We start from the raw sequence: 26,404 nt of genomic DNA on the forward strand, positions 1-26,404 counted from the left end.
ATGGAATTTCTTGATGAAATCGGTGCGATGGTCTCAAGTACCATCCAACTTAAGAAAAAAATGAATGGTGGCAAGATTACGCGGGAGCAGCTTTGTGAAGCTGTGGATGCGGTTTTGATAATGACTCCCTACAAAGACGACCAGAAAGTCAGAAACAAGTTGATAGAAAATGCTGAGTTCAACAACAAAACATGGATGGACTCAGCACACACCATGGCATCAGAAGACAGGAACTGGACGGCCTGGCTTACCAAAGCCAAACCCGATATTCAGTGGCTTTACTGGAATCGTTACGAAGAGCTTCTAAGAAAAGAAGGGTGGCCACCGAGAGTTATCGAAAAGCTGGATGAAACTATTGATGAAACTCTGGGGCAGCTGACTAACCCGGAACAGAAAGGAAGCTGGGACCGCAGGGGCATGGTTGTTGGTTCTGTTCAGTCAGGTAAGACGGCCAACTACACAGGTTTGATCTGTAAAGCCGCTGATGCAGGCTACAAAGTAATTATCGTCCTCGCCGGTTTCCATAAGAATCTTCGCTCCCAAACCCAAATCCGTATTGAAGAGGGCTTCCTAGGGTACGACAAAAGTGATCCGGGAAATCCAAAATTTATTGGCGTTGGAGAGATTGCTCACGATCACAAAAAGCTGTGGCCCGATGCTGCCACCACTCGGGCCGACAATGGTGACTTTATGGCCAGTGCGACCAAAAATTTTGCTAACAGCATAGACCGTCCATTGGTCTTTGTGGTCAAGAAGAACAAGTCAGTACTGGAAAACCTGATTGGATACCTAAAAGGCCAAGGTAGAGCCCAGAAAGGCATCACCGACCCAGCGCAATACGCCCCAATTTCAGAAATTCCACTCCTGCTGATTGATGATGAGTCAGACCAAGGTTCGATCAACACCAATAAATCAAACATCAGGGACCCAAAGTCCGAAGATATTAAGGAAGTCGACCCAGAGGTGGATCCGACTGTCATCAACGGCCTGATTAGAACGATTTTGAACACTTTCGAGCAATCAGCCTATGTCGCATACACGGCAACTCCGTTTGCAAACATCATGATCCATAAGGACTCTGACTCGCAAAGTTTCGGAGAAGACCTGTTTCCGAGAAGTTTCATCACCTGCATTCGGCCACCGACAAATTACGTCGGTCCGCAGAGAATGTTTGGTTATACGGACGCTGAAACCGGGCAAGAAACCGAGGGCTTGCCGCTTACTAGAAAAATATCTGATTACGCCGATAGTATGGCCCTGAATGAAAAAAAGGGCTGGATGCCTCCTAAGCACAAAAGCAGTCATATTCCGAAATTCCAAGGCGAATCGAGGGTACCACCTAGCCTTTATAAGGCACTTCTATCTTATTTGCTCTCGTGCAGCGCAAGACTTCTGAGGGGCCAGGGAAGTAAACACTCCTCAATGCTGGTACACGTCACCCGGTTCACTGATGTTCAAAACAAGGTGACCACCCAAGTAAAAGAAGCTTTAACGAGCATCCGTCATTGCCTCGTTTATGGTAGTGATGATCCAAACTTTTCAGTCTGGAAAGATCTGAAACATCTGTGGCAAGAGGATTACACCAAAACCACCACCTCAATAAATGAGGAACGCTGCCCTGCTCATGAGTGGCGTGAAATTGAACAGGTTCTTCCGAAAGTTGTTCAAACCGTTATAGTGCGCGAGATCAATGGAAGTGCAGGTGATGTGCTGGACTATGAACGGCATCGTGGCACTGGGCTCAACGTCATAGCAATTGGCGGAGACAAGCTTTCTCGAGGGCTCACACTTGAAGGCTTGCTAGTTAGTTACTTTACGCGTCCAAGCAAAACTTACGACACGCTGATGCAGATGGGCCGATGGTTCGGATACAGAGATGGTTTTGTAGACCTCACACGGCTTTTCGCTCCAAAAGAACTTATCAACTGGTTCCGCCATATTTCAGATGCCGACATTGAACTGAGAAATGATTTTGAAACGATGTGTGCTGTGGGGGCGACCCCCGAGAATTTTGGGCACAGGGTTCGAACCCATCGGCTTCTGCAAGTAACGTCGCCCGTCAAGATGCGAGATGGGCAGAAAGAAAAGTGCAGTTATAGCGGCGACTTCGTACAAACCATTGTTTTTGATGCAAAAGAAGATTCTAGAAGCCAAAACCTCGTTGCCGTTAAAGCACTACTCCATGAAGCTGAAAAAAATGGCAAGTTTGACCTCAATAGTTCTGAACATCGTCCACTTTGGCATGAAGTCCCCGTAAAGCCTGTACTGAACTTTCTAGAGTCATATAAGTCTGGTTCCGACGGTACTATTCGGAGGGTCGATACTCGCCTGCTTGCTAAATACATCGGCGCTCAGAACACCAAAGGCAACCTTAAAGACTGGACCGTCCTAGTTTCAGGTATCACTCCCAAAGACGAAGAAGGAACTCTAAACTTGGGAGGCTTTCAAGTTGGACTTCGAAATCGCGGTGAAAGAGAAGGAACAGAGGAATACTTCCGTACCGGGGTACTCACTGAACCGACAGATGAGGAAGTAATCGTTCTCAATGAACAGGACTACCAACGGGCACTTGCCGAAAGACGGAAAATCGTGGAACAAAAAAAGGGGCCGGAGGAAGCCGCAAAGGTCCAATCGCCAGGCGGCCCACAACTTCGAAAATATCGTCCCAATGCAAAAGGGCTGCTTATCATCTATCCGATAGATCGCAGGGCACACAAACTCGATGAGGTGAAAGTCCCCTTCATGGGCTTTGCAATCAGTTTCCCAGGTATCGATGGTGATCAAGATATTCCTGTCGAGTACATTGTGAACTCTGTAGGACAACAGACTGATGGTTAACGATTTTGATCGTATCGTTAATGCATGGAATAGCTTGCTTGATGAACCAGGTGCTCTAACCCAAACAGCGAGGTATCGCATCTGTGGTTCTTCCAATTTCGGTGCTTACCTCGCGATCCGTTTTGATGACAAAGCCCCGATCCTCGAAATCGGACCGATTACTCCCGATATCTTGAAGGATGCTCCCCTGCCGATAATCAAGGGAGTTGACTCCGAGCTTTCGTATCACAGTCAGGAAATGTTTCTATCGCTTACTCTTAAGCAAACCGCCTCAATCGATATTTTCCTGACCTTGGCTGCCCGTCTCACTGATGAGCTTTCAGATGTGGAGCATCCAATCACTGGATATGGAGTGATAAGAAAAGTCCTGATCGTCTGGCGAGCTTTCTTTTCTTCCGAGAAGAAAATGCTTTCAATTTCCGAGCAAACAGGGCTGGCAGGAGAGCTTATATTAGCGATCCTGTTCATGGATAACAGCATTGAAGTAGCCACTGTTATCCGAGCGTGGAAGGGTAGCGAGAGAAGCCATCATGACTTCCAACTTCCTCTCGCTTCTGTCGAGGTAAAAGCCACTATCGCACACAACATTGAAACTGTTTCCATCAGCAGCTTGCGTCAACTCGACCCTACAGGGACCCAAAAGCTGTTCCTTGCTCAGGTGGCAATGGACTCTCATGATCATGGGGATCAAACACTGCCTCACCTCGTAAAGAACATTCGCCAACGCCTCTCATCTTTTCCGGCTTATAGGCTCGAGTTCGAGGAGAAACTCCTTGCCTCAGGCTATCGCGACAAGGATGAATCTCATTACTCTCAGCAATCGTTTCAGGTAAGAAAAGTTCGATCATTCTGCGTTGATGACAACTTCCCAAAACTCACACACAACTCAATCCCGGAAGGGATCGTAGAAGCAACATACCAGATCAATCTGGGCACAGTGGCCTTGCAAGCCCTCACGTTCGACGAATTAATTCTAGCAATCTCGAGTAACCAAAATGATTGACTCCGGCGTCCAAGAATTCCGATATCAGCTTCTCGCAGACATTTCTGACCCTGATAATGGAAATCTATCTGAAGAATACCCTGTGGAAAGATTTACCGAATACGCGACATCACTACTCTCGGAATCAGGTGTATCGTTCGATCTTTCTATCGGACACATACAGCGACAGTTCGGCTCTGGTAGTGTTCGTTGTGATGCCTGGGGTGCTGATCTTTCTGAAGGACGGTTAGACTTGGTAGTTTCGGATTATTTTGGATTTGATAACCCTGAATCTATCAACAAGTCGAACCTTGAAACCTCACTGAAACGCGCTATTCGACTACTCGACTTCTGCCAAAAAACGCAGCTGTCGGAAATTGAACCTTCTTCCAAGACTTACGACTGCGTTTCGTTAATAAAAGAATCCTTAGGATCAATCAGCCAGATCCGACTCCACTACCTGACTGACTCCGAGATTTCTCTCAGGGAAGAGCCTAGCATCCAGGGGCCTGCTGGCATCGATCTCCAAATTCACAAGTGGGATATTGTCCGACTCAGCAGAGCACAGGCATCAGATGCCAACCAAGAATGTATAGAGATAGACTTGGTTGAACGCTTTGGACGCGGCCTGCCATGCCTATCCATGCAGGGGAACAGTGATGAGTACAGCGGCTACCTCGCAATTCTGCCCGGAGAGTGGCTGGCTGATCTCTACGAGGAATACGCTGGAAGACTGATGGAGCTGAATGTCCGTTCATTTCTCCAACAGAAAGGTAAGGTCAACAAGGGTATCAGAAACACCATTCTCAATGAGCCAAGCCGATTTTTAGCATACAACAACGGAATTTCAGCAACAGTAGAGTCTCTCAACATTGAGCAAAACGATTCGGGCCAAGAAATCATTACCTTCATACGCGGACTCCAAATTGTAAATGGAGGTCAGACAGTGGCTTCCATCCATCGTGCGAAAAAGGCTGATAAATGCCCTCACCTTAACCGGGTAGCCGTTCAAGCAAAAATCACCAAGGTTAATCCGGAGAGCCTTGATGAATTGGTTCCCCAAATCAGCCGATACTCGAATACCCAAAACAAGGTAAACGAGGCTGATTTCGCAGCGAATGATAGCTTTCACGTTGAAATTGAGCGGCTTTCTCAGACAGTCTGGGCACCTGGCCAACAGTTTAAATGGTTCTACGAGCGCGCACGCGGTCAATACCAAGTTGCTAAGAGCAGGGCGTCAACAACTCCAGCAAACCGTAGAAAGTTCGAAAGCATAAACCCTTCTAACAAAAAGTTTGTGAAAACCGACCTTGCTAGATACCAAAATGCATGGGCACAGCTTCCGCATATTGTTTCACGAGGAACACAAAAAAACTTTGTCTATTACATGTCAAAAGTGAAGCAGGAAAAATTAACCCCAGATATCAGCTTTTATAAAGATCTCATCGCAAAAGCAATTATTTATAAAAAAGCGGAATCAGTTGCAAGACATCATGCATTTCCTGCATATAGAGCTAATGCTGTCGCCTATACTGTCTCTCTGTTTTCTGCAAAGACATACGGAAGATTATTGCTTAGCAAAATTTGGAATCGACAAGATGTTAAACCAATTGTCGAGCAAGTGATTCATGATTGGATGCCAATAGTTTTAGACTGCATTATTGAGTCATCTCGAGGGAGAAATGTTACCGAATGGGCTAAAAAAGAAGACTGCTGGAGAGAGGTGCTTCAGCTAAACCTTCCAATCCCTGATGAATTAGAATCAGAACTCTCAGAAGGAGACCACTTGCCTACAGTAGGGGCTGAAGCAAGAAGTGGTAAATTATCAATCACAACTGAAGACCGCCAGAATATTGCCTTAGTTATGAGCATTGATGGTGATACTTGGTGGGAAATCACTAAAGTCGGACAAAGCAATGGGCATCTTTCAGAGTTTCAATGTAGTTTAGCTAATACCATGGCCGGATATGCTGCGGGATCTTGGGCAAAAGTCCCGTCTGTAAAACAAGCAAAACATGCAGCTAAAATTATTAAACATTTAAAAGAAAAAGGAACACTAGACTCTATTCAATTAATAGAAGCTCACTAACAACTTTCGCAAGCTGTACTGCTAAAAATGGCGGTACAGCATTGCCAACTTGCACGTATTGTTGCGTACGGTTCCCTTCAAAAAAATAATTATCAGGAAAAGTCTGAATCCTTGCAGCTTCACGTACGGTCAGACTTCGGCATTGAGTAGCATCTGGATGGATAAAGTAGTGGCCATCTTTTGAAATATGACTTGTAACAGTTGTTGCAGGCCTTCCTTTTCGCTGCACCCGAAAACGGTCGGCAAACTTACCACTTTTCCAGTTAGCATGATCCGGAGCCAAGAGATCAGGATAGTCTTCCGCTTTTGGAAATGGCTTATCACTGCTTCCAAATACACTAGGATCGGCCCAACATGCACTAAACAAATAACGCGCCAAATCACTATTCATATGCCCACGAGCATGATGGTTCAGTACTTTGTTAGGCCTTTGTGACAACAACCATCGAGTTAGCACTGATTCATCAAGTTGACTTGGTAATTCAGGATAGCTTTCACCAACAATCGGGGATGAAAATTTTAGCTGTTTCGCAGCTATCTTCATTTGCTCTATAACTGCTTTGTATTTTTTATTCCCTTTGAGTGACTGAGCCAAGATAGTTACTTGGTCACAAATTACTTCCTTCCATTTAGCATCTGAATCTCTCTCTTTTGAGAGTTTGCTACGGAGCGAAGGCAAACCTTTTAGAACATCTTCGACAGGAACAGTTGTCTTTTGACGAAGTATTCTAGGCCGCGCAGACGAATCTTCCGCAACCCCCAAAAGAATGACCCGATGTCGTGCTTGCGGTACCCCATAATCCTCAGCTCGAATAATGAAGTCTCGATTATCGGAATATTTTGTATCGAAAAGCTCATTACAGTCAGGCAGCTTAACAAAAGAGTAAATATGATATTTCCGACCATCTTTAATTTTGTTAATGGCAAAGCTTGGATTCTTGAGATCCTCTAAAATACGAGGAAATATAAAATCGCCCTGAACCTTCGAGGAGAGAATGCCTTTTACATTCTCCATCACGAATACATCAGGCTGGATTATAGAAAGAACATTCAAGTATTCCTGATACAGAAAGTGTCTATGATCTGCTTCTGCAGTGTATCCCTTAATACCTTTATTCCTAGCACGACCAACCAGTGAATACGCCTGGCATGGCGGCCCCCCAATAACAACCCAAGGTTCACCTTTATACCGTTCTTTTAGTTGCTGAAGTTTAGGGATAATTCTATCGTTATCATCGCCTAGTGCTGTTGGTTCACCAAGAGTCTCAGCTGATGCTTCTTTCCAAAGATCAGCATGCCGCTCTACTAGCACTTCTTTGCTAATGCGACCTTCCACATAATCAAAGTAAGAGAGCTCTTTGCCTTGCGCTTTGAGTAATCGAAAAAATGCTCTTAGTGTTAGGGTTTTATGGGCACTTACTTCGCGCTCTACGGACATTCTGATTTTGAACTGAGTTTTATCAGATTGGAACGCGCTAAAGCCCTCACCCAGACCACCAGGGCCTGCAAATAAGTCGATGATATTTACAGTTTTTTTCATTTTTCACACGCACGAAGGTTTGCGGCAGGATAATGCTAATCAAGATAAATAGCTAGGAACACATTGATCGTGGATGGATACTTTTAATGATGCAATTGGCTGCAAAGCTCACGGATAAACGTCACCATAGGTTCAGGTTCTTCTGAGGTGAAAATATCAACACAATCCGAGCGATCGTAAATCTCCGGACATTCTGCATCACCCAAATTCTCGGCTTCGTGAAGACTGAAACGTAGACTTTCAGGATTTTCACGGTCTTCTTTATTCAGATAGTCGATCCACAGCTGGTAAAACTGGTCACCGATTCTAAACTGGTCACCGATTCTAAAGTAGTACGATGGGCAAATATCATTACCATAACTGTTATCAATGAGTTTTACGGGTAGATCACTACTATAAATCCCCTGATTCCAAGCTTTCATTGCACAGCTCCCTGCTGACTTACAAGCCACGCATCCACATTATCGATTACCCGGTTGAAGCAATTGATCACCTCAGCAACGTCAAGCTCCGCCCAGTTGTAGAATGAAGCATGTCTACTCTCTGCATCCTGCTCATCAAGCAGATACATATTCCCGTCCATATAGTCATGAATGTCTGAAAATCCGGTCAGATTTTCCGGCAAAATCTGCCGTTTGATATCTTCCTGAATCAGTCGTTTAGCGATTACTGAACGATATGAAACAACGTCTTCAATGCTCACTAAGGAATGGATATCGAGACCTTTAACAACATCCAGATACGCAACGCGATCTTCAAGAACTGAAATAGCATCCATACTAAAAACCTCGCCTATACTGTTTTTATATACAGTATAGGCGAGGTTTAAGTTTTTGCTAATTTTTTCGCACAAAATCACACAATCGGCAGATAAATATCCGTTATCAGCTCGTGTTCATCCACTTCCGGGAAGAAGTTGTGGTAGTGGAAGTAACAGGGGCTGTCGCGGAGTTCTTCGCCGCTTTCCGGTAGCCATTGTCCGTACAGGTAATAGACCTTGGCATCCAGCCCTTCGTGGGGGCCGTGGTGGCGCACTACCGCGCAACGGCCTGCGGCCATGGTTTTGTTGATGATGCTAAAGGCATTTTCCGGAACCGGTTGCGGGACTTCGCCGGCGATATCAAAGCGGAAATCCTCCGGGGCGGCATTTTTCGGGTCGCACAAAATAATACCGAAGGTTTTGCAGCTGGCGATAGGGGAGTAGCCGGTTTCGATACGCCACTGGCGGAACTGTCCGGCGGAGGCCATGACGGCTTCCATGGGGCCTTTGTGTTCCAGTACGGCGATCTGCATCTCGGGTTGGGTTACGATATTGACGTTCACAGGTGTCTCCTGTTGATGATCTGGTGTCGGATTTTGGTAGTGGTGGTTCCAGAGCATCCAGTCGGCCTGATGGCGAAATTCGCTGGGAGACTGAGCAAAACCCCGTCTGAAAGCACGGGTAAAGGACTCCGGGCGTTCAAAGCGGGCATCAAAGGCAATATCGGTAATGGGGCGATCCGGCTGAAAGGCCAGCTGGTAGGCGGCCCGTTTCAGTCGCAGTTGCTGCACAAAGCGGGTGACGCTCACGCCCATAAACTGGCTGAACTGCCGGTGAAAGTGATAGCGGGAAAAGTGCGCTACCTGACTCAGCTCATCCAGAGTCAGATCACGATCCAGATGTTGGTAGATGTAGTCACATACCGCCAACATGCGTTGTTGATAGCGCTGTTTTGCCTGATTCACTCCGCCCCCTGATTATCTTGTCTGATGATGTTTACTGTCGGCTACAAGCCTGAGTTCTGCTGAAGGAACCACCTTCTGATACCAGTATGCGATGACGCCGCACTAACAACCTGACCCATCTTGCGCTTTATCGGGATAGATATTCAGAATGCGCAGTGCTAAACCCTGCATCTTTTGCTGACGCAGCCCTCGTTGTTTCAGAGTGGGCAGAAGTGTTTGTAGCGCAGGATTAAGTTGTGCCCGATAGGTTTGCAGCGTGTGATTAGAGGTATCCTGCTTCTCCGGGTTCATCAGGGGACGGGCGTGTGCTTCCAACTGATCGTCGGGCGGTAACAGCAGCTGCTGATAACCTTCGCTGATGGCAATTTTAACGCCGGCGGGATCAAAATCACCAAAATAGATCATGGGATGCGTCTTATCATCGGGGTACAGAGCTTGCCATGCCTGCCGAAGCTTTTTTACGCCTCGGGCATAGAGCTGATCACCCCGATAAACAATCAGGTCATCTGACTGCGGGCTGAGGCAAAAATCCGCCAGCCGATAGAAGCAGTCGAGATTTTCAACGGTGATCAGGCGGCTAAAGCGGCTGAGATCCAGGGCGGTTACGTCAAGATCCACAACCGGAATCTGTCCTGTCAGTTCACAGGGCAGAGGTTTCGGCAGATAAACCAGTACGCGGTTTTCCCGGGGTTTAAGGCCCTGCTGTTTATCTTCCTGATCGCTTTGTTGCGCTTGCTCCATTCGGGTTTTGTCGCTCAGATCATCCCGGAAGCTGTGGTGCCCCAAAAGCCGTTGGCGCTGATCAATGGCATTCAGTAGTTCAGCGGTGAGATAAAACTCATTCAGTTGCAGGCTATTAGCGGGACAAAGATCTGAGGGCAGATCCTGATCGAGACACCATTGGATCAGCTGGGTTAGGGTTTTACCGCGTTTTACTTTCGCCCGATGTTCACGGCGAACTTGGGCTTCTTTATCCCGCAGCCAGCGATTTACATTACCCGGTAAAACGTCCATTTGGTGCCTCCTGTAACGTCTGAATGCCTACACCCGCAACTGCAGCTGAATATCCTGAATCAGCATCAGGTTGTTGGTGGCAGATGCCTTGGCTTCCTGATTGGTCAAGCGGAACAGGCGCTGATCCTGTCGGGGCAGGGCCTGATAATCGGAGATAATCTGGTAAAGCCAGATCTCAGGGTCCCATTCCAGCTGCTGCTCATCCCGATAAGCAAGGGCACTGACAACAGGCTGGTGCTCGGCCAGCTCCGGGGTTTCGGTGGCGCGGTCGATGATATACAGATAAAAGTTTTCCACATCCTGTTTCAGCGCTTTCTGTCGGGCTGCGACCTCTTCATTCGCAAATGGCGCGGTGAAAGTGGCGCTCCTGGCATCCGGTGTCGGGGTGTGATCACTTTTCGGCAGATCATGCACCAACTCGGCCAGACGCTGACGCTCTCCGGCCCGGTCAAAAGCTGCTGCACCCTTCAGCTTTATTGGTGCTGCCTGATTAAACAGCTCCGGTACGCTACTGCGATGGGGGGTAATCTGCCGGGCTATAAGCGGGGTGCTGCCTGAGGAAGCTGACCATATTGTTAATCAACAGTGACCGGGACTGCTGCTGACGGAATTTTGCTAACAGAGCGATCAGGCGCTTCTGCACTTCCAGCAGACTGCCATGATGCCCACTCAGCTGATGCTGCAGGCGGCTAACCAACAGCTTACGCAGATGGCTGTTACCCTCTGCCAGCTCGATCATCTGGTTAAAGTCGATCAGTTGCAGTCCATCCAGCAAGCGTCTCAGCTGTTGCTGGGCACGCTCGTTTTCACGAATCTTTTCGTTCAGGCTACCAACAAAACCGAAGTCGGTGTTCAGTCGGTTCCAGAGACTGTCGATCGCTTCTTCAAACTGACCGGACAGGTCATGCACCAGCTCGGTAAGACGCTGCAGTTGCATCTCTGCAACGGTGTAATCGCCTTTAAATTGCGCTTCTTTGTAGGCCTGAACCCGGTTGTGAATCTGCTCCAGCTTTTGGGCAACATCGGCATTCACCTGTCGGCGGTTTTCATCCGATACCATGCTGGCGATCAGCTCACTCAACTGAGGTCGCAGGGTGAGGGACTGCGTCTCATCCGGTCGCCAGAGAATACGGGCAGCAATCAGTTTTTTCAGGGCACTATCACTAAGCTCAGTCTCTTCGACAAAGCCCTGCAGATAGCCCTGCATCAGCACCTTATGGTATTTACCCAACAGCGCCAGCCGCTCGGCCCCAATGGTGAACAGGCTGGAGGTGAGATTGCGGTCTGCTGCATCCGCCATCAGAGCAGTACCTCCTGGGTCGGATCATCCTCCACCGGCAGGTGCTCTTCGTCACGGATAAAGCGAATCATATCCAGCAGATAATCAATTTTGCCGGTCACCACGTAATAGTGGCGATCGCCGTGGGGCTGTTGCAGATAACCGTGATCTTTCAGGCGGCGGAAAATCAGTTTTACCTGCTGATCCAATGCCTCACTCTGGCTGTTAAAGAAGCGGTCGTTAGCCAGAGTCTGCAGTCGCTGACGCAGACTCTGGTTGTCCTCTGCCCGCAGAACAAACTCCTGCAGCTTGAGGGTATCGCCAGCACTGAGGGCGCTGTCATGGCCCAGAGTTTCCTGCACCAGCTGCAGCCATTCCAGTACCGGCAGCAGGGATTGTACGGTCAGAGCAAACTGCTGGCTGATCTGCTCCCGTGCTTCAGGGGTCAACTCCTGATAGGCAAGAAAGTAGACGCTTTTGTCATCATTAGACGCCAGACGTCGGTTCAGGGGGCGCAGGTAATGATTAATGGCGTCACGGGTTTCGCCATCACTCAGGTGACGATAACCATCAGGATCACTGATGGCGCAGACAAAATCACCCGCAAGCAGGCGCTCTAACAGAGGGCCGTGTTGAATCATGCTGAGGTCTCCTGATGGATTGCAGAGCTGGCCTGTTTCTCGGCCAGACGCTCCGCCAGTTTGCTGACTTTAGGTTGAATACGCTTGAGTCGGCGCAGGTCCGGACGCTGCTGATCCGCTTCAATCAGGTATCGGTGCCGGAACAGCATAAGCACATCAGATTCCGGGTTCGGGAAGGCTCCCACCACGACAATCCGGTTGCTACTGCAGGCCTGGAACAGACGTTCGACGTTGTGATACGCCAAGGTGCCGATCTCATCAATCGGCCAATGCAGAGTAACGTCCGCATCGCCTTTTAACAGGCGGGTAAACGCCAGCAAGTACTTACATAGAATCAGGTACGCCATACCGTGGCTGGAGGATTCCAGCAGCTGACGATCATTTTTGATCACCAGATCCGACCCGCCTTCACTCAGGTGTAGTTCCAGTCGCAACAGAGATTCAAAGCTGTACTGTTCATCGGAACGCAGCAGCTCGGCTACATCGGACAACGCATTCAGATATTCGTCAGTCGGTTCGTCGTGACCACTGTCACGCCACTGATCGTAGAGCTTGGCGAACTTTTTCAGCGGCTGCCAGAAACCCAGCTCATCGATGGTGGAAAGAATACGTACCTCGGAACGGCTGATCCCTTCCAGCACCAGATCATCAGAGACCGCTTCACTCAGTCGCCGACTCTGGCGGTTGATACGGCGGTTGATGTCGCTGAACACATCGAAGAATTTTTTCAGATCACCGCCAATGTTTTCACCCATCTCCAGCAGCTGCTGTTGCTGATCTTTCAGGATATGCAGCAGGTCGGTGAGAATCGGCAGTTGTTCCCGGGTTCCGGCAAAGTCCGGCAGCTTACTTTTCTCATGCTCAAGGCGATCAATAAATTCGCGGCTGGCATTTTTATTCAGCTCGCTCTCAAACTGACTGACATTCTTATCCAGCAAAGCAAGTTGCTTACCGCGTTGCTCCAGCGCTTCATTGGCCCGCGCCAGTCGCTCCGTCAGGTCGCTGCCATCAGGCTGCTCAGCCGGAATACTACCCAACAGATCCAGTTCATCCAGTCGAAGCAGAACATTACGCAGCAGGCCCAGCGTTTCTTCCGCCTGACGGATGCGGTTCTGATGCGTTTCTTTATCACCTTCCAGCTGTTTGCTCTGACGGCTGAAATCACTTTTCAGCTCACTCAGAGCCTGCTGCAGATTACGCTGCTGCTGCTTGAGTTCGGTTTCTTCCGACAACAGCTGTGGGCGACGCTGCTGCCAGTCGACCTGCATAAAATCCTGCCACTGACGCAGGCTGTCCTGACGCTCTTCCACCTGACGGATCTGCTGTTTCAGCTGCTCCTGGCGTTGCTTCAGTTCGCTGAGACGCTTCGGATCAATCCCTTTGGCGGACAGCTCCTCTTCAAAGGCTTTCTGCAGCTCTTTAAGCTGCTTGCGGTTTTCTTCCCGGCGCTCTGCCAGTTGCTGATCCAACTGCTCGACCTGGTCATCCAGCTGCTGCAAGGCACCTTGCCAGTCGGCTTTCAGCTCCAGGCGCTGATTCTGGTGATCATCCTTCATCGCCTGCAGATCCAGCTGCTGACGGGAGGTGATCTGTTCCAGCTGCTGTTTTTTCTCATTCCACTGATCAGACAATTGCTGCTTGCGGGCATTAAGAGCGGCTTTCTGTTGCTCTCTTAAGCGATCACGGGCATCACGTACGTAGTCGATATTCTGTTCGTGTTCCTGCTGCTGCCACTGCACCTGTTCCAGTGCGGCTTTAGCTGTCTCAAAGTTTTCGTGACAGGCTTTGAGCATTTTTTCCGCATCCGCCTGCCCGGCTTTCGCAGTGGCCAGCTGCAGCTCGGCCTGCTGGATGCGGTGTTGGATCGCGGCTTCATCCTGGGCGTAATCCGGCAGATCCAGCTGATTCAGTTCCAGCAATAAACCGTACAGGCTGTGTTCGGTCTCTGAACCTGCTTCCTGAGACAGTGCTTCGCTAAGGCGGGGCTGCAGATCACTGCGCTCCAGAAGCTCAGGGGCGATCACCTTGCCCAGTGTTTGCTCCCAGTCCTGATAGCTCCCACGGAGGAAATGGCGCAAGCTGCCCTGTTCCGGGGTCAGCTGACGCTGCAATTTCTGCCGCTCTGCATCCGCCTGCTGTACCAGCTGACGCTGACGGCCTAACTGATCATCTGCCTGCTGCTGAGCCGTTCGTGCTTCGTCCAAAGCTTGTCGGCTACGCTGTACCTGCTGCTGGTGCTGACGGGCAACCTGCTGCGCGTCTTCCAACCGGGCATCGGCTTCTGCCAACGCTTCCCGTTCCTCTTCGGTTTCCAGCGGGGCATTCAGCTGGCTTTCCAGTACGGCGATAGCACTCTGACATTCGGATTTCTGCTCGGCGAACAACTCCTGTTGCTGCTGAAAACGGCTCTGGAATGCCTGATCCAGTTCCGCCAGCTGATTCTCCTGCGCTTCCTGCTTCTCACGGATCTCCAGCTGCAACGCCTTGACCTTACGGCCATGCTGCTCGCTATGACGGTCCAGGGCTTCAGACAGTTTAATTTTGCGCAGATCCAGTTGACGCTCCAGATCGCCCTGTTGCTCGGCCATCAACTGATACTGTTCCTGCAGGTCCTGGAGTGTTTCCCGCCAAAGAGGCAGGGAATCAGTATCCCGCTGCAACTGCGCCATGTCCTGCGCTTCGTAGTCGTCGAAACGTTGCTGCATGCGATCCAGTCGGGCCTGAGTCTCTTTCAGGTCGTGGCTGGCTTTGCTCAGGCTGCTGTTGATGGCGCTTTCCTGCTCCTGAAACGTTTCTTTCAGGTGGCTGATCTGTTTGCGCAGACCATGCAGAATCTCTTCGCTATCTGCTTTTTGCTGCAGTTGTTGCTGCTGATCGTTTTGCAACAGAGGCTGCAGACCAACCAGCTGAGACTCCAGGCCTTCCAACTGTCGCGCCAGCTGTTTCAGGTCATCCAGTTTCTGCTGCAGATCCTTCAGCCCCTTGGACTGACGCATCTGTTGAATCCATTCACGGGCCTTGGTGTTTTTCACCCGGGTCGCCGGTAAAACAACGCCATCTTCTTCAAAAATCGCGGCCAGCATCGCCTTCAGCGTATCCATCTTGCCTTCTTTGGCATGTACAGCACTGACCAGCTTTTCAATATGCCGCAGTTTGTGCGCGCCACTGACCAGACTGAAATTAGCGGCCAGACGTCTCAGGCGAATGCTCTCCGCGCTATTACCCCGCAGAGCACTGGTGTCATTCTGAATGATACTGCGATATTCGCTGGTGGCACTGATCTTAGGCGAGACCAGACCTGCGGCCTGATGCCGGACCAAACTGGCCCACTCGCTGTAGCTGAAGGTCGTGCAGCCGCCCTTGCCATCTTCCTGCAGATAATGCTCGCTGTTATAGGGAATGCCGACTAACCGGTATTCCAGACCACCATCACTCTTTTTGGTAAGTACCGTCTGGCAGATATCGCCGTTGTCGCGTCGGTATTCGTAGATGATGTAGCTGTTACTGAAGGGCAGATAGAACTCATCAAACTTTTTGCGGGTTTTCGGTACAACGCGATTGGGCAGCTCACCGTAAAATACCGGTACCAGGCGTTGCAGGGTCGTTTTGCCTGAGGCATTCGTACCGCAGATATTCGCATGCTCATCCAACTGCAGTTCCACCACGCCATTCAGGTGGGTGTTAATCAGTACGATACGAAGTAGTTGCGACATATCACATCCTTCAGGCTGGTCGGTTAAAAATGGGGGTTATTCTACCTGCTGCATCCAAAACTGGCGCGGATTTATCTTATCACCTGATCGCAAAGATGCTATTTGACGGTTAGTGCGATGGCACTGGATCACATCTTGAGCGAAACCAGTAAAAACCCTCGGTGCAAGTCAGGAAATATCTGTCATACTTGTCATCTTAATACTTATTTTAACTGGCCTCGTTTTTATGCCTGAAATGACCCCGGGTATTTCTTAAGCAGCCTTCAGATACTTCTGAATTTACAGAACGGAACTCTGCTATGGCAGGATTATTAAAAACCTTTGTCATGATGCTGGTATTTGCAGCACAATTTGCTTACGCATCCCGCTCCGCTGTACTGATCGACTCTCACGACGTTAACCTGACACACTTCCAGATGAGCTATTTTATTGACCACTCTGGAACTCTGTCTTTTGAAGAAGCACGAGCACAAACATTTACCTTATCCCCTAACCAGGTTTCCCTGGGTACCGAGGCCAAAACCACCTGGTCTCAGATAGAGATCAAAAACCTGACCGACCAGCCTAGACGACTTTTTCTTCATCAGCCCCAGGCTTACCACAACCGTCAGCTTGTATTTTATGAACAGCAAACGGAAGGCTATAAGCAACAGCAACTGGAGATGGATACCGCCGCCAGCAGCCCTTTGATGTACAGGGGTAGTGCCATTTTTGAGTTCTGGCTGGATGCAAAGGAGAGTAAACGCCTCTATGTGAAAAGTGTCTCTTTCTCCCACCAGTGGTTCTCTCTGCTGATTTTGGATGAAGACCACTCCCGTCGGGCCCTGCTGGGTATCGGAGCTCATAATGATATTGCGCTGATGGTCGGCATTCTTCTGGCGCTGGTGGTCTACAATTTTCTGCTCTATTTTTCCTCTAATAAAAGAGAAAATATTTTTTATTCTCTGTATCTGATCTCCGGTGCTCTGTGGGTAGCACTCTCCTATGGGCTTCTGGCCAGCCTGTTCAATATTTATGGGGCCGACACGCTTAAAATGCACCTGTCGCTGATCTCTATGCCCATCTTTCTGATTCTCTTTATGATGGATATTTTTCAAACCGGAAAGCACCATCTGAGGGAGCATCGTTTCCTGCAGTGTATTCTGCTGCTACTGGTATTAAATTTTATCTACGGGTTCTTTGATATTGTTCCTGCTCTGCGCCATACCAGCTCACTGGCCGCCCTAATGATGCTGGTAACCACCTCTGTCAGCATCTCGCTGCTGAGAAAAGGCGACCCTCTGGCGAAGTATTTTCTGTTCGGCCATAGTTTGTTCGTTGTCTTCAGTGGCATAGCGGTACTTTTCTATAAAGGCATTATCAGCTTTAACTATATCAGCAGCCACGGGGTGGGCATCGGTATTATTCTGGAGTCCCTGATGCTGGCTTTTATCATCTCCTATCGCATCAAAATACTTGAAGATATCAAGGCTTCGCAGGATGAACTCAAGCTACTGGCGGTAACCGATCCCTTAACGCAGCTCTATAATCGCCGTTATTTCTATACAGAAGCCAACTACCTGCTTGAACAGGCCCGAAAGACACGAATGCCTCTGACCCTACTGATTATGGATATCGACCGCTTCAAAGCCATTAATGATGGTTACGGTCATCAGGTTGGGGATCAGGTGATTGTTGCCCTCGCTAACCTGTTACGTTTAAACAGCAGGGACGGTGAGTTGGTAGCCTGCTTCGGCGGAGAAGAGTTTGTTATGCTTCTACCCAATACCTCCGAGGAAAAAGCACAACAAAGGGCGGAGCAGATTCGCAGTGCAGTTCAGTCCCTCAGCCTTGATCAGCAAGGTGACAGCCTGAATTTCACCATCAGTATCGGCGGAGTCGCGATCAACAGTGAGCGGGAAACCATCGACACCGCCCTTAATCTGGCCGATATCGCACTCTATGAGGCTAAGAATACCGGGCGCAATTGTGTACGCTTTTCTGAGTGCCAGCTGGCATCCTTAACCTCCTGATATCTCAGGCTGGCATTTCAGCCCTAAGAGTCGCATCCGATCCTGAATACCGATAAAATCCTTGCTCAGAATACTGGTTTTAGGAATCCGACATGCCACAGAACATTGCCCATAATACTCCCGAAAAAAGCCATGCTAAGGGTACACTTTATATTGTTTCCGCACCCTCAGGCGCCGGTAAATCCAGCTTAGTTACAGCGCTTCTGGAGCAAACCCGGGATATTAAAGTGTCTGTATCGCACACCACTCGGGCCCCGCGTCCCGGAGAAGAAGATGGTGTAAACTACAACTTTGTCACTGTGGATCAGTTTAAAGAGCTGCTGGCGGAAGATGTTTTTCTGGAATATGCCGAAGTTTTCGGTAATTTTTACGGTACGTCCCGCATCTGGCTGGAAGAGCAGCTTAATGCCGGCACTGACATTATTCTTGAGATTGACTGGCAGGGTGCACAGCAGGTACGTCAGCTGATGCCGGAGTCCATTGGTATTTTCATTCTGCCGCCTTCGAAGGAAGCTCTGCAGGAACGACTGGATAACCGTGGGCAGGATTCTGCTGATATTATTGCCGGGCGTATGGCTCAGGCTGTCAGTGAGATGTCACATTTTGATGAATATCACTATGTCATTATCAATGATCGCTTTGAAGTCGCTCTGAATGAGCTACGATCTGTTATTATTGCCCAACGCCAGCTGCTGAATAACCAGAAGCTGCGCCAGGGTTCGCTGATCAGCGACCTTCTGGCATAAACCCTGCCGTTTATGGGATTTAGTTATCACGATCTCTTGTCAGAGAAAGCCGTAATTCAGTAAACTGGGTGATTCTCTGCTGGTTGTCATTATTTATTTGGGGATACCAAATGGCTCGCGTTACTGTTGAAGATTGTTTAGACAATGTAGAAAACCGCTTTGAACTGGTTATGGTTGCCAGTAAACGTGCTCATCAACTGAGCACCGGCGGTAAAGATCCTATGCTGGCATGGGAAAACGATAAGCCGACGGTGATGGCTCTGCGCGAAATTGCAGAAGGCCATGTAACCAGTAAGCTGCTGCGGGATGCTGAAGCGATAGGTCGTGAATTCCAGGGTGACGACGAGGAGTAAGTCGCCTATGTTGGCACAGATAAAGACCCCCTATACCGGCAGCTTTATTAGCAAATCAGTTTAAGGAGCTGCACTGTGTCAACGATTGAAGACTTAGTGGATCGCCTGCGCGGCTATCTGAAACCTGAAGAGATTCAGCAGGTACGCCGGGCTTATTATTTTGCCGAGCAGGCCCACGATGGCCAACGCCGCCGTAGCGGTGAGCACTATGTCACTCACCCTCTGGCGGTTGCCACAATTCTTGCCAATATGCACATGGATCATCAGAGCCTGATGGCGGCCATGCTGCACGATGTGATTGAAGATACCCCGGTTACCAAAGATGCCCTCGCTAAACAGTTCGGCGATACGGTGGCCGACCTCGTGGATGGCGTATCTAAACTGACCCAGATCCACTTTGAGGATAAAGCCCTCGCCCAGGCGGAAAATTTCCAGAAAATGGCTCTGGCTATGGCGAAGGATATCCGTGTAATTCTGGTGAAACTGGCGGACCGTCTGCACAATATGCGGACACTGGGTGCTTTACGCCCGGATAAAAAGCGCCGCATCGCCCGTGAAACTCTGGATATCTATTCTCCGATTGCCGCCCGCCTGGGGATCAATACGATCCGCACTGAGCTGGAAGAGCTGGGTTTTGCCGGTATGCACCCCATGCGCTACGAGCGCCTGAAACGTGCGGTGCAAAGTGTTCGCGGTAACCGTAAGCAGGTGATTCGAGAGATCCAGAACGCTCTGCAGACCTGTATTGACGATGAAGAGCTAAGCGGTAAGGTGTTTGGTCGCGAAAAACACCTGCTCAGTCTGTATCGTAAAATGCGCGCCCGGCGTAAATCCTTCTCAGAAGTGATGGATGTTTACGGTTTTCGTATCGTGACCGATAAGGTGGACACCTGCTACCGCATTTTAGGTGCCATTCACAACTTATATAAGCCGGTTCCCGGCCGCTTTAAAGATTATATCGCCATCCCCAAAGCAAACGGCTATCAGTCACTGCACACCTCCCTGATCGGTATGAACGGCATACCCATCGAAGTGCAGATCCGTACCCGGGAGATGGAGTCGATGGCCAATAACGGCATCGCTGCCCACTGGCTCTATAAGTCAGAACAGGAAGAAAGCGCCAAAGGTATGACCGGGGCAAGCCACGCCCGGGCTCGCCAATGGGTAAAAGGTTTGCTGGAAATGCAGCAGCGAGCCGGAAACTCACTGGAGTTTATCGAGCACGTGAAGATGGATCTCTTCCCCGATGAGGTTTATGTGTTCACTCCGAAAGGTGACATTATGGAACTGCCGTCCGGGGCAACCGCTGTGGATTTCGCCTATGCGGTACATACCGATGTAGGTAACTCCTGTGTGGCAGCTCGCATTAACCGACGCCTGTCCCCTCTGAGTGCTCACCTGGAAAGCGGTCAATCCGTCGAAGTCATTACCGCGCCAAGCGCCCGTCCCAATCTGGCTTGGCTCAGTTTTGTTGCTACGGCAAAAGCCCGAAGCGCAATCCGTCACTACCTGAAAAATCAGCAGCGTGCGGAACCTGTTTCCCTGGGCAAACGCCTGCTGAACAAGGCGCTGGATGCCTTCGATAAGCAGTACGATGATATTCCGAAAGCTCAGATTGAAGCCCTGTTGAAAGAGTTCCAATACGAAACAGAGCAGGATCTGCTGGACGCTATTGGTCTAGGTAACCGAATGGCTTTTGGTGTTGCCCGGGCATTAATTGGCCAGGAAGGTAATTCTGCGGAGCAGGAGCCGACACCATCTCAAGGCAACAACAAACTGGCCATCAGCGGTACCGAAGGTATGGTCACCTCCTATGCACGCTGCTGTCACCCGATTCCCGGAGACCCGGTCGTCGGTCATATCAGCAGTGGTCGGGGTATCGTGATCCATATGGATACCTGCCGCAATATCGCAGATATCAGGGATGACAGTAACCGCTGTGTGCCCATGGACTGGTCTGAGGGTGTGACAGGTGACTTCACCGTAGTGCTCAGGGTTGAAGCTGAACATCAGAAGGGCTTTATCGCCTCACTGGCAGCTCTGATTACAGAAGCCGATGCCAATATTGAGAAAATTACCACTGAAGAGCGGGATGCCCGCCTGACGATGGTCAATATCGAAATGGGTGTCAGCAACCGCGTCCATCTTGCGAAAGTGATGCGCAGAATCCGCACGCTGACGAATGTCAGTCGCATCAGTCGGGCCCGTCGCTAACTCAACCCAAAAGCACACAATTCAAGCAGCAGACCCCTTGTGGTCTGCTGTTTCAGTTTTCTGATCCGGTTAATCCGTCAGAGCATGAAAAGTAACACTAAAGAACGCAGCAAATAATAAAACGGAGATTATGCAATGAGTAATAAAAGCGTTATCCACACAGACAAGGCTCCGGCAGCGATCGGAACTTATTCACAGGCCGTTAAGGCAGGCGATACCATTTATCTATCTGGTCAGATTCCTCTGGTTCCTGAAACCATGGAGATCATCTCCGATGACTTCGCTGAACAAACAGAGCAGGTATTTAAAAATATCTCTGCTGTGGTTGAAGCTGCAGGTGGCCAGTTGTCCGATGTGGTAAAACTGAATATCTATCTGACAGACCTGTCAAATTTCGCTACGGTCAACGAAGTGATGGGCCGCTTCTTTAAGCAGCCTTATCCGGCACGTGCTGCGGTGGGTATTAAAGAGTTACCAAAAGGCTCTTTGGTGGAGATTGAAGGTATTGTCGTTGTTTAATTAAGCATCGGAAGCCTATGAAAAAGGACAAAAGCAATAATCAACGATTGATTGCTTTTGTCCTGAGTCACCTGCCGCTCGCTCTACTTACAGCCGACTTTTCAGACTGCTGACAGTAGTCACCACTTCCTGAGCACCAGCCTGCATCTCTGCCATCGCTTTACCCGCTTTTTGGGATAGCTCACCGGCCTCTGATACCTTCTCCAGGCTTTGTTCTATAAGACTGACCGCTTGCTCTGTCAGCTGTTTATTGCGCCCCACGACCTCAATAATTTCCCGTGTTGCCTCACTTGTCCTCAGGGCTAGCTTGCGGACTTCATCGGCAACAACTGCAAAGCCTCTGCCTTGTTCACCGGCTCGGGCAGCCTCAATAGCAGCATTCAGAGCCAATAGATTCGTCTGCTCTGCAATACCCTGAATACCACTGACCAATGCAGATACCTGCTCAGACTGCGCATTCAGATCAAAGACTCCCTGGCTTGCCTGAACCATCTGCTCTGAAAGATCCGTCATGGTCTCAACTGTATTCTCAATAAGCTCAAGGCCTGCTGAAGCATCAGCATCCGTTTTTTGTGAAATGTCATAAGCTACGTCAGACGTTTCAGCAATCGCAAATTCATGCTGCATTCTTTCGGTGATGTCGGTAGCAAATTTAACAACCTTGTACAGCTCACCATCATCATTATGGATCGGGTTGTAGCTGGCCTCCAGCCAAATCTCACGCCCCAGGTGATCCAGACGCTTGAAGCGGCCAGAGACATATTCACCCTGTCCTAGTCTCTGCCAGAACATCCTGTACTCCTCGCTGGCCGCTTCCTGTGGATCACAAAAAATCTTATGATGCTGGCCGACGATCTGGTCTTTCTGATATCCGATGGCTGCCAGAAAGTTATCATTGGCCGTCAGAATTTCACCCTGCGGGGTAAATTCAATAACCGCCATAGACCGGTGCAAAGCTAGCAGCAGATCACTTTCCTGCCGGGAACGGGTGATGGTTCGGGTCAGCTCGACAGCAAGCACACGGCTTTCAGGCTCACCTTCACTGGACTTAGCCCGGTACATGATCAGTCGATACCAGCCATCACTATCATCGGCCTTGCGCAGGCGCACCGCTCCATGCCAATGTTTACCGGACCGGATCGCTTCCAATAATAGCTGCTGATGCTGGTTACCCGAGTGAACAGGCAATAGATAGCGCTCTATAGAAGAACCGATCAGCTGCTCCCTTCCATAACCGACTGATGCCAGAAAGTCAGTGTCTGCGTCACGAAAACGCCCTGAACGGTCGAGAGAAAACCAAAGCATCTCCTGACGAAGGGTTTCTTTCATCCCACGATAAAAAGCTAGCTCTTCTTCAAGTTCGTTGATGCGCGCTTTGTCACGCCTTCCAGTAAACATATCGGGACACCCTTTGGATAATAGATTAACAGCACAGGCTGCTTTGTTTATGTCGAACGAACTTAAGATCCAGATTTAATCTTGGCTTTCACAGCCTGCAGAGCATCCCAGTAGCCTTCCCGGTATGTCGGATAGGTAAATTTATAACCGGTACTCAACAACAGGCGGTTATCACAAATTTTACTGGTACGACGACGGGTTGGTGACTCGACGACCTCGGTTGGTGTCACCTGAAGCACTTCTGCCATCCAACTCATCACCTCAAACAGCGGCACAGAGCCCTTATCCGTTGCCAGATAAATCAGCTCCGGTGTTTTACCCGACTCAACCATCGCAACCAGATGAGCTAAAACACCGGCGCAGTCGTCACTGTGAATACGGTTAGTATATTTTACTGGCACCTCAGGTGCTATACGCCCCTGACACACCTGTCGGATCAACATATCACGCCCCGGACCATAAATACCGGAAAAGCGAACACAGCTATGATTCAAGCCGCTGTTACGTAAGGCTTCTTCTGCTTTCAGCATAATACTGCCGGCAAAACCCGATGGGTTTGGCTGAACAGCTTCATCAACCACTTCCCCTTCCGTCTGCCCATAGACACTGGAGCTGGAGACAAACAGAATATGCCTGGGCGTATGCTTGCTCTTTTTTAACCAATGCAGCATCTGCTGTACACCATCCAGATATGCGCTCTGATAGAATGCTTCCGAGAAACCACCTGCGGCCACAGAGTAGATGATGTAATCAGGCTTTAGGGTCAGTGCCTGCCATGAATCAGGGTCGGCAACATCCAGCGTGACAGGGTGCACCTCTTCCGGTAAGTTTTGTGGATTACGACGTGCACCATAGACCTGATAATTTTCTGCCAGCAGTCGGGCAGTACGACTGCCGATATCTCCGCACCCTACGATCAAAATCTCCTGAGCACTCATCTTTCTTATCTCCCTGGGAATCTCTATTATCTGATGTATCCGGCACCGAATGGACAGGCCCACACGCATCCTTAAGCTGTATTGATTCAGCGTCAGTCATCATACAAGCAAAGTGTGCAGCTAAACTACCGTCAGTCATCGCCGGCGAACCTCTTATAAATACAGATGGACAGGATATGCCAACAACGCCAGTAACCCGCCCGACCAGCAGCCCTAAAAAAACCGGCCTGGGTTCGGATCAGCTTGCTCAACCCGTCACTATTCTGAAGGGTGTTGGGGCTGCATTGGCGGAGAAACTGGCAAAACTTCACATTTCCACCGTTGAAGACCTTCTGTTTCATCTTCCGTTGCGGTATCAGGATCGTACACGGATCACGCCAATGGGAGCTATTCGCCGTGGTGACGAAGTCGTCGTGGTTGGCCAGGTTGCTCTGGCGGATGTCACCAAAGGACGGCGACGGGCTTTGATTGTACGGCTGGGGGATGGCACCGGCAGTATTACTCTACGTTTCTTTCATTTTAATATGACGCAGAAGAATCAGTTCCGAAAAGGAGCTCTGGTGCGCTGTTACGGTGAAGCACGGCCCGGTGCCAGCGGTCTGGAGCTGTACCATCCGGAGTATAGCCTTGTATCTCAGGATCAGACAGTATCCGTTGATGATCACCTGACCCCCATCTACCCCCTGACCGAAGGCCTGACGCAAAATCGCTTACGCCAACTTATTCAGCTTGCTCTGGCGGAGCTGCAAAAAACAGAAGTGGTCGACTGGTTGCCAAAAAGTCTGTTTCCCAACCTGCCATCACTGAAAGAATCCCTGCAACTGTTACACGAGCCACCACCGGATGCACCGATTGACGAGCTGACACGTTATAAGCATCCGAGTCAGCACCGGCTGATTATGGAGGAACTAATTGCCCAACAGCTGAGCCTTTTAAAACTGCGGCAACAGCACAAACATCATCAGGCTCCGGTATTTAAAGCTACAGGCCAGCTAGGTCAGCAGATGTTAGCCCGGCTGCCTTTCCCGCTGACAGGTGCCCAGAGTCGAGTCATCGGCGAAATTACACAGGATATCCAGCAACCCAGCCCTATGCTACGCCTTGTGCAGGGCGATGTAGGGGCCGGTAAAACTCTGGTTGCCGCTATAGCGGCTCTGCAAGCTATTGAGGCGGGTTATCAGGTGGCTGTGATGGCTCCTACAGAGATTCTCGCTGAGCAGCACTACAGCAACTTCAGGCAGTGGTTTACTCCTCTTGGTCTGGATGTGGCCTGGATGGCAGGTAAACTCAAAGGAAAGGCCCGGCAAGCTCAGCTGGAACGGATCGCCGCCGGAGCCCCTATGGTTGTCGGAACCCATGCACTGTTTCAGGAAAGCGTCGAATTCAACAAATTGGGGCTGATTATCGTCGATGAGCAACACAGGTTTGGTGTCCACCAACGCCTGAGCCTGCGAGAGAAAGGCCAGCAGGGCGACCTCTACCCTCACCAGCTGATTATGACCGCAACCCCCATTCCCCGGACGCTGGCAATGAGCGCCTATGCGGATCTGGACACCTCCGTTATCGACGAGCTGCCACCCGGGCGTACACCGATAGAAACCGTCGCACTCCCTGATAGCCGCCGGGATGAGATTGTTGAGCGTATCGCAACAGCTTGCTATCAGGGTAAACAAGCCTACTGGGTTTGTACTCTGATTGAGGATTCTGAAGCGCTGCAGTGCCAGGCAGCAGAAACCACCTTTGAAGACCTCAGCGTCCGGCTCAAAGGGCTGAACATCGGTCTGATACACGGTCGTATGAAAGCACAGGAAAAAGCAGAGATCATGGCTCGCTTCAAAGCAAACGAGCTGCAGCTGCTGGTGGCAACCACGGTTATCGAAGTCGGCGTTGATGTGCCCAATGCTACACTCATGGTCATTGAGAACCCGGAACGCCTTGGTTTGTCTCAGCTGCATCAGCTGCGGGGAAGGGTTGGCCGGGGAGATCAACAGAGTTACTGTGTTTTACTCTATCACAGCCCTCTATCCCGGAATGGCAAAGCCCGCGTGGCTGTTATGCGGGATACTCAGGATGGTTTTCAGATTGCAGAAAAAGATCTGGAGCTTCGGGGACCAGGTGAAGTGCTAGGCACACGCCAAACCGGACTGGCTCAAATGAAGATCGCAGACCTGGTGCGAGACCAATACCTGTTAGATGAGGTCAATATCGCAGCCAACCAGCTTCTCCGGCACTATCCTCATCATCTGCCCCCCTTGGTTGACCGCTGGCTTGGTAGTGCAGACCAATATGCTCAGGTCTGAAGCCTGAAGACTCTATCCGCCATAAAAAAACATTGAAAACACATGTTCATACGCCATGTTCATATATCTTCTGCTAGGGCATAGTAGGTATAATTACAGGAGT

20 protein-coding genes and 1 pseudogene are annotated in these 26,404 nt (G+C 49.8%); 9 read left to right on the plus strand and 12 right to left on the minus strand.

Translation table 11 applies throughout. From position 1 onward, the window contains the following. From BTA35_RS10125 to BTA35_RS10135, 3 genes are read left to right on the plus strand one after another with little or no spacing between them, the layout of a single operon-like run. The gene (locus BTA35_RS10125; RefSeq protein WP_078319680.1) at positions 1–2,838 is read left to right on the plus strand and encodes a Z1 domain-containing protein; all 2,838 of its coding nucleotides are present in this window, start codon (positions 1–3) and stop codon (positions 2,836–2,838) included. After that, positions 2,831–3,841, plus strand: a complete 1,011-nt coding sequence (locus tag BTA35_RS10130) for a PD-(D/E)XK motif protein (protein ID WP_078319681.1) — start codon at positions 2,831–2,833, stop codon at positions 3,839–3,841. The genes BTA35_RS10125 and BTA35_RS10130 overlap by 8 nt, the downstream gene beginning before the upstream one ends. Next, positions 3,834–5,909: an AIPR family protein gene (locus BTA35_RS10135; protein WP_078319682.1), complete on the plus strand. Its 2,076-nt coding sequence runs from the start codon at positions 3,834–3,836 to the stop codon at positions 5,907–5,909. The genes BTA35_RS10130 and BTA35_RS10135 overlap by 8 nt, the downstream gene beginning before the upstream one ends. Here the strand turns inward: BTA35_RS10135 and BTA35_RS10140 are convergent. From BTA35_RS10140 to BTA35_RS10175, 9 genes are all read right to left on the minus strand, one after another. After that, complete coding sequence (locus BTA35_RS10140; protein ID WP_078319683.1) at positions 5,884–7,449, minus strand: DNA cytosine methyltransferase; 1,566 nt, start codon at positions 7,447–7,449, stop codon at positions 5,884–5,886. The two genes, BTA35_RS10135 and BTA35_RS10140, sit on opposite strands and share 26 nt — an antisense overlap. A gap of 83 nt (positions 7,450–7,532) precedes the next feature. Further along, complete coding sequence (locus tag BTA35_RS10145) at positions 7,533–7,871, minus strand: hypothetical protein (RefSeq protein ID WP_078319684.1); 339 nt, start codon at positions 7,869–7,871, stop codon at positions 7,533–7,535. Next, positions 7,868–8,227: a hypothetical protein gene (locus tag BTA35_RS10150; protein WP_078319685.1), complete on the minus strand. Its 360-nt coding sequence runs from the start codon at positions 8,225–8,227 to the stop codon at positions 7,868–7,870. The genes BTA35_RS10145 and BTA35_RS10150 overlap by 4 nt, the downstream gene beginning before the upstream one ends. Positions 8,228–8,304: 77 nt before the next feature. Next, positions 8,305–9,174: an AraC family transcriptional regulator gene (locus BTA35_RS10155; RefSeq protein ID WP_238377555.1), complete on the minus strand. Its 870-nt coding sequence runs from the start codon at positions 9,172–9,174 to the stop codon at positions 8,305–8,307. 102 nt (positions 9,175–9,276) lie between these two features. Then, a complete protein-coding gene (locus tag BTA35_RS10160) occupies positions 9,277–10,188 on the minus strand; it encodes a DUF7281 domain-containing protein (RefSeq protein WP_078319686.1) in 912 nt (303 codons plus the stop codon). Positions 10,189–10,215: 27 nt separating this feature from the next. Next, on the minus strand, positions 10,216–10,602 hold the full coding sequence (locus BTA35_RS18805; protein WP_338013007.1) for a hypothetical protein: 387 nt from the start codon (positions 10,600–10,602) through the stop codon (positions 10,216–10,218). A 94-nt stretch (positions 10,603–10,696) separates the two neighbouring features. Further along, complete coding sequence (locus tag BTA35_RS18810) at positions 10,697–11,488, minus strand: hypothetical protein (protein WP_338013008.1); 792 nt, start codon at positions 11,486–11,488, stop codon at positions 10,697–10,699. Then, positions 11,488–12,108: a condensin complex protein MksE gene (locus BTA35_RS10170; protein WP_078319687.1), complete on the minus strand. Its 621-nt coding sequence runs from the start codon at positions 12,106–12,108 to the stop codon at positions 11,488–11,490. Before BTA35_RS10170 ends, BTA35_RS18810 begins: the two co-directional genes overlap by 1 nt. Continuing rightward, positions 12,105–15,821 (minus strand): ATP-binding protein, encoded by a 3,717-nt coding sequence (locus BTA35_RS10175; RefSeq protein ID WP_078319688.1) that lies wholly within the window; start codon positions 15,819–15,821, stop codon positions 12,105–12,107. Before BTA35_RS10175 ends, BTA35_RS10170 begins: the two co-directional genes overlap by 4 nt. Positions 15,822–16,120: 299 nt before the next feature. Between BTA35_RS10175 and BTA35_RS10180 the strand changes: the two genes are divergently transcribed. The 5 genes from BTA35_RS10180 to BTA35_RS10200 all read left to right on the plus strand — a co-directional run bounded on the left by BTA35_RS10180 (position 16,121) and on the right by BTA35_RS10200 (position 21,665). Continuing rightward, complete coding sequence (locus tag BTA35_RS10180) at positions 16,121–17,833, plus strand: sensor domain-containing diguanylate cyclase (RefSeq protein ID WP_078319689.1); 1,713 nt, start codon at positions 16,121–16,123, stop codon at positions 17,831–17,833. Positions 17,834–17,925: 92 nt separating this feature from the next. Next, positions 17,926–18,579 (plus strand): guanylate kinase, encoded by a 654-nt coding sequence (gene gmk / locus BTA35_RS10185; RefSeq protein ID WP_078319690.1) that lies wholly within the window; start codon positions 17,926–17,928, stop codon positions 18,577–18,579. Between the two features lie 110 nt (positions 18,580–18,689). Continuing rightward, positions 18,690–18,932 carry a DNA-directed RNA polymerase subunit omega gene (rpoZ, locus tag BTA35_RS10190; protein WP_078319691.1) on the plus strand — a complete coding sequence of 81 codons (243 nt, stop codon included), beginning with the start codon at positions 18,690–18,692 and terminating at the stop codon, positions 18,930–18,932. A gap of 75 nt (positions 18,933–19,007) precedes the next feature. After that, a complete protein-coding gene (gene spoT / locus BTA35_RS10195) occupies positions 19,008–21,146 on the plus strand; it encodes a bifunctional GTP diphosphokinase/guanosine-3',5'-bis pyrophosphate 3'-pyrophosphohydrolase (protein ID WP_078319692.1) in 2,139 nt (712 codons plus the stop codon). A gap of 135 nt (positions 21,147–21,281) precedes the next feature. Next, positions 21,282–21,665 (plus strand): RidA family protein, encoded by a 384-nt coding sequence (locus BTA35_RS10200; RefSeq protein ID WP_078319693.1) that lies wholly within the window; start codon positions 21,282–21,284, stop codon positions 21,663–21,665. A gap of 87 nt (positions 21,666–21,752) precedes the next feature. Here BTA35_RS10200 and BTA35_RS18925 read toward each other — a convergent pair whose 3' ends face one another. From BTA35_RS18925 to BTA35_RS10210, 3 genes and pseudogenes are all read right to left on the minus strand, one after another. Next, a complete protein-coding gene (locus BTA35_RS18925; protein WP_238377566.1) occupies positions 21,753–22,292 on the minus strand; it encodes a methyl-accepting chemotaxis protein in 540 nt (179 codons plus the stop codon). Continuing rightward, positions 22,293–23,063: pseudogene (locus tag BTA35_RS18930) on the minus strand (PAS domain-containing protein); the annotation flags it as partial. Positions 23,064–23,125: 62 nt separating this feature from the next. Continuing rightward, entirely contained in the window at positions 23,126–24,001 is an 876-nt protein-coding gene (locus BTA35_RS10210; RefSeq protein WP_078319695.1) for an NAD-dependent epimerase/dehydratase family protein, read from the minus strand. 176 nt (positions 24,002–24,177) lie between these two features. Here BTA35_RS10210 and recG point away from each other — a divergent pair, with 176 nt between their 5' ends. Beyond that, positions 24,178–26,301 carry an ATP-dependent DNA helicase RecG gene (gene recG / locus BTA35_RS10215; RefSeq protein WP_078319696.1) on the plus strand — a complete coding sequence of 708 codons (2,124 nt, stop codon included), beginning with the start codon at positions 24,178–24,180 and terminating at the stop codon, positions 26,299–26,301. The last annotated feature ends 103 nt before the right edge of the window (positions 26,302–26,404 follow it).

It is taken from the genome of Oceanospirillum linum (assembly GCF_001995095.2).
In the GTDB taxonomy this organism is placed as follows: domain Bacteria; phylum Pseudomonadota; class Gammaproteobacteria; order Pseudomonadales; family Halomonadaceae; genus Oceanospirillum; species Oceanospirillum linum.

Excerpts from the sequence above, each read along its gene's own strand:
- BTA35_RS10150 (WP_078319685.1), bottom strand. The coding sequence starts at position 8,227 with ATGGATGCTATTTCAGTTCTTGAAGATCGCGTTGCGTATCTGGATGTT.
- recG (WP_078319696.1), top strand. The coding sequence starts at position 24,178 with ATGCCAACAACGCCAGTAACCCGCCCGACCAGCAGCCCTAAAAAAACC.
- rpoZ (WP_078319691.1), top strand. The coding sequence starts at position 18,690 with ATGGCTCGCGTTACTGTTGAAGATTGTTTAGACAATGTAGAAAACCGC.
- BTA35_RS10130 (WP_078319681.1), top strand. The coding sequence starts at position 2,831 with ATGGTTAACGATTTTGATCGTATCGTTAATGCATGGAATAGCTTGCTT.
- BTA35_RS10175 (WP_078319688.1), bottom strand. The coding sequence starts at position 15,821 with ATGTCGCAACTACTTCGTATCGTACTGATTAACACCCACCTGAATGGC.
- BTA35_RS10200 (WP_078319693.1), top strand. The coding sequence starts at position 21,282 with ATGAGTAATAAAAGCGTTATCCACACAGACAAGGCTCCGGCAGCGATC.
- BTA35_RS10210 (WP_078319695.1), bottom strand. The coding sequence starts at position 24,001 with ATGAGTGCTCAGGAGATTTTGATCGTAGGGTGCGGAGATATCGGCAGT.
- gmk (WP_078319690.1), top strand. The coding sequence starts at position 17,926 with ATGCCACAGAACATTGCCCATAATACTCCCGAAAAAAGCCATGCTAAG.
- BTA35_RS10180 (WP_078319689.1), top strand. The coding sequence starts at position 16,121 with ATGGCAGGATTATTAAAAACCTTTGTCATGATGCTGGTATTTGCAGCA.
- BTA35_RS18810 (WP_338013008.1), bottom strand. The coding sequence starts at position 11,488 with ATGGCGGATGCAGCAGACCGCAATCTCACCTCCAGCCTGTTCACCATT.
- BTA35_RS18925 (WP_238377566.1), bottom strand. The coding sequence starts at position 22,292 with ATGCAGCATGAATTTGCGATTGCTGAAACGTCTGACGTAGCTTATGAC.
- BTA35_RS10170 (WP_078319687.1), bottom strand. The coding sequence starts at position 12,108 with ATGATTCAACACGGCCCTCTGTTAGAGCGCCTGCTTGCGGGTGATTTT.
- BTA35_RS10145 (WP_078319684.1), bottom strand. The coding sequence starts at position 7,871 with ATGAAAGCTTGGAATCAGGGGATTTATAGTAGTGATCTACCCGTAAAA.
- BTA35_RS10125 (WP_078319680.1), top strand. The coding sequence starts at position 1 with ATGGAATTTCTTGATGAAATCGGTGCGATGGTCTCAAGTACCATCCAA.
- BTA35_RS10135 (WP_078319682.1), top strand. The coding sequence starts at position 3,834 with ATGATTGACTCCGGCGTCCAAGAATTCCGATATCAGCTTCTCGCAGAC.
- BTA35_RS10160 (WP_078319686.1), bottom strand. The coding sequence starts at position 10,188 with ATGGACGTTTTACCGGGTAATGTAAATCGCTGGCTGCGGGATAAAGAA.
- BTA35_RS10140 (WP_078319683.1), bottom strand. The coding sequence starts at position 7,449 with ATGAAAAAAACTGTAAATATCATCGACTTATTTGCAGGCCCTGGTGGT.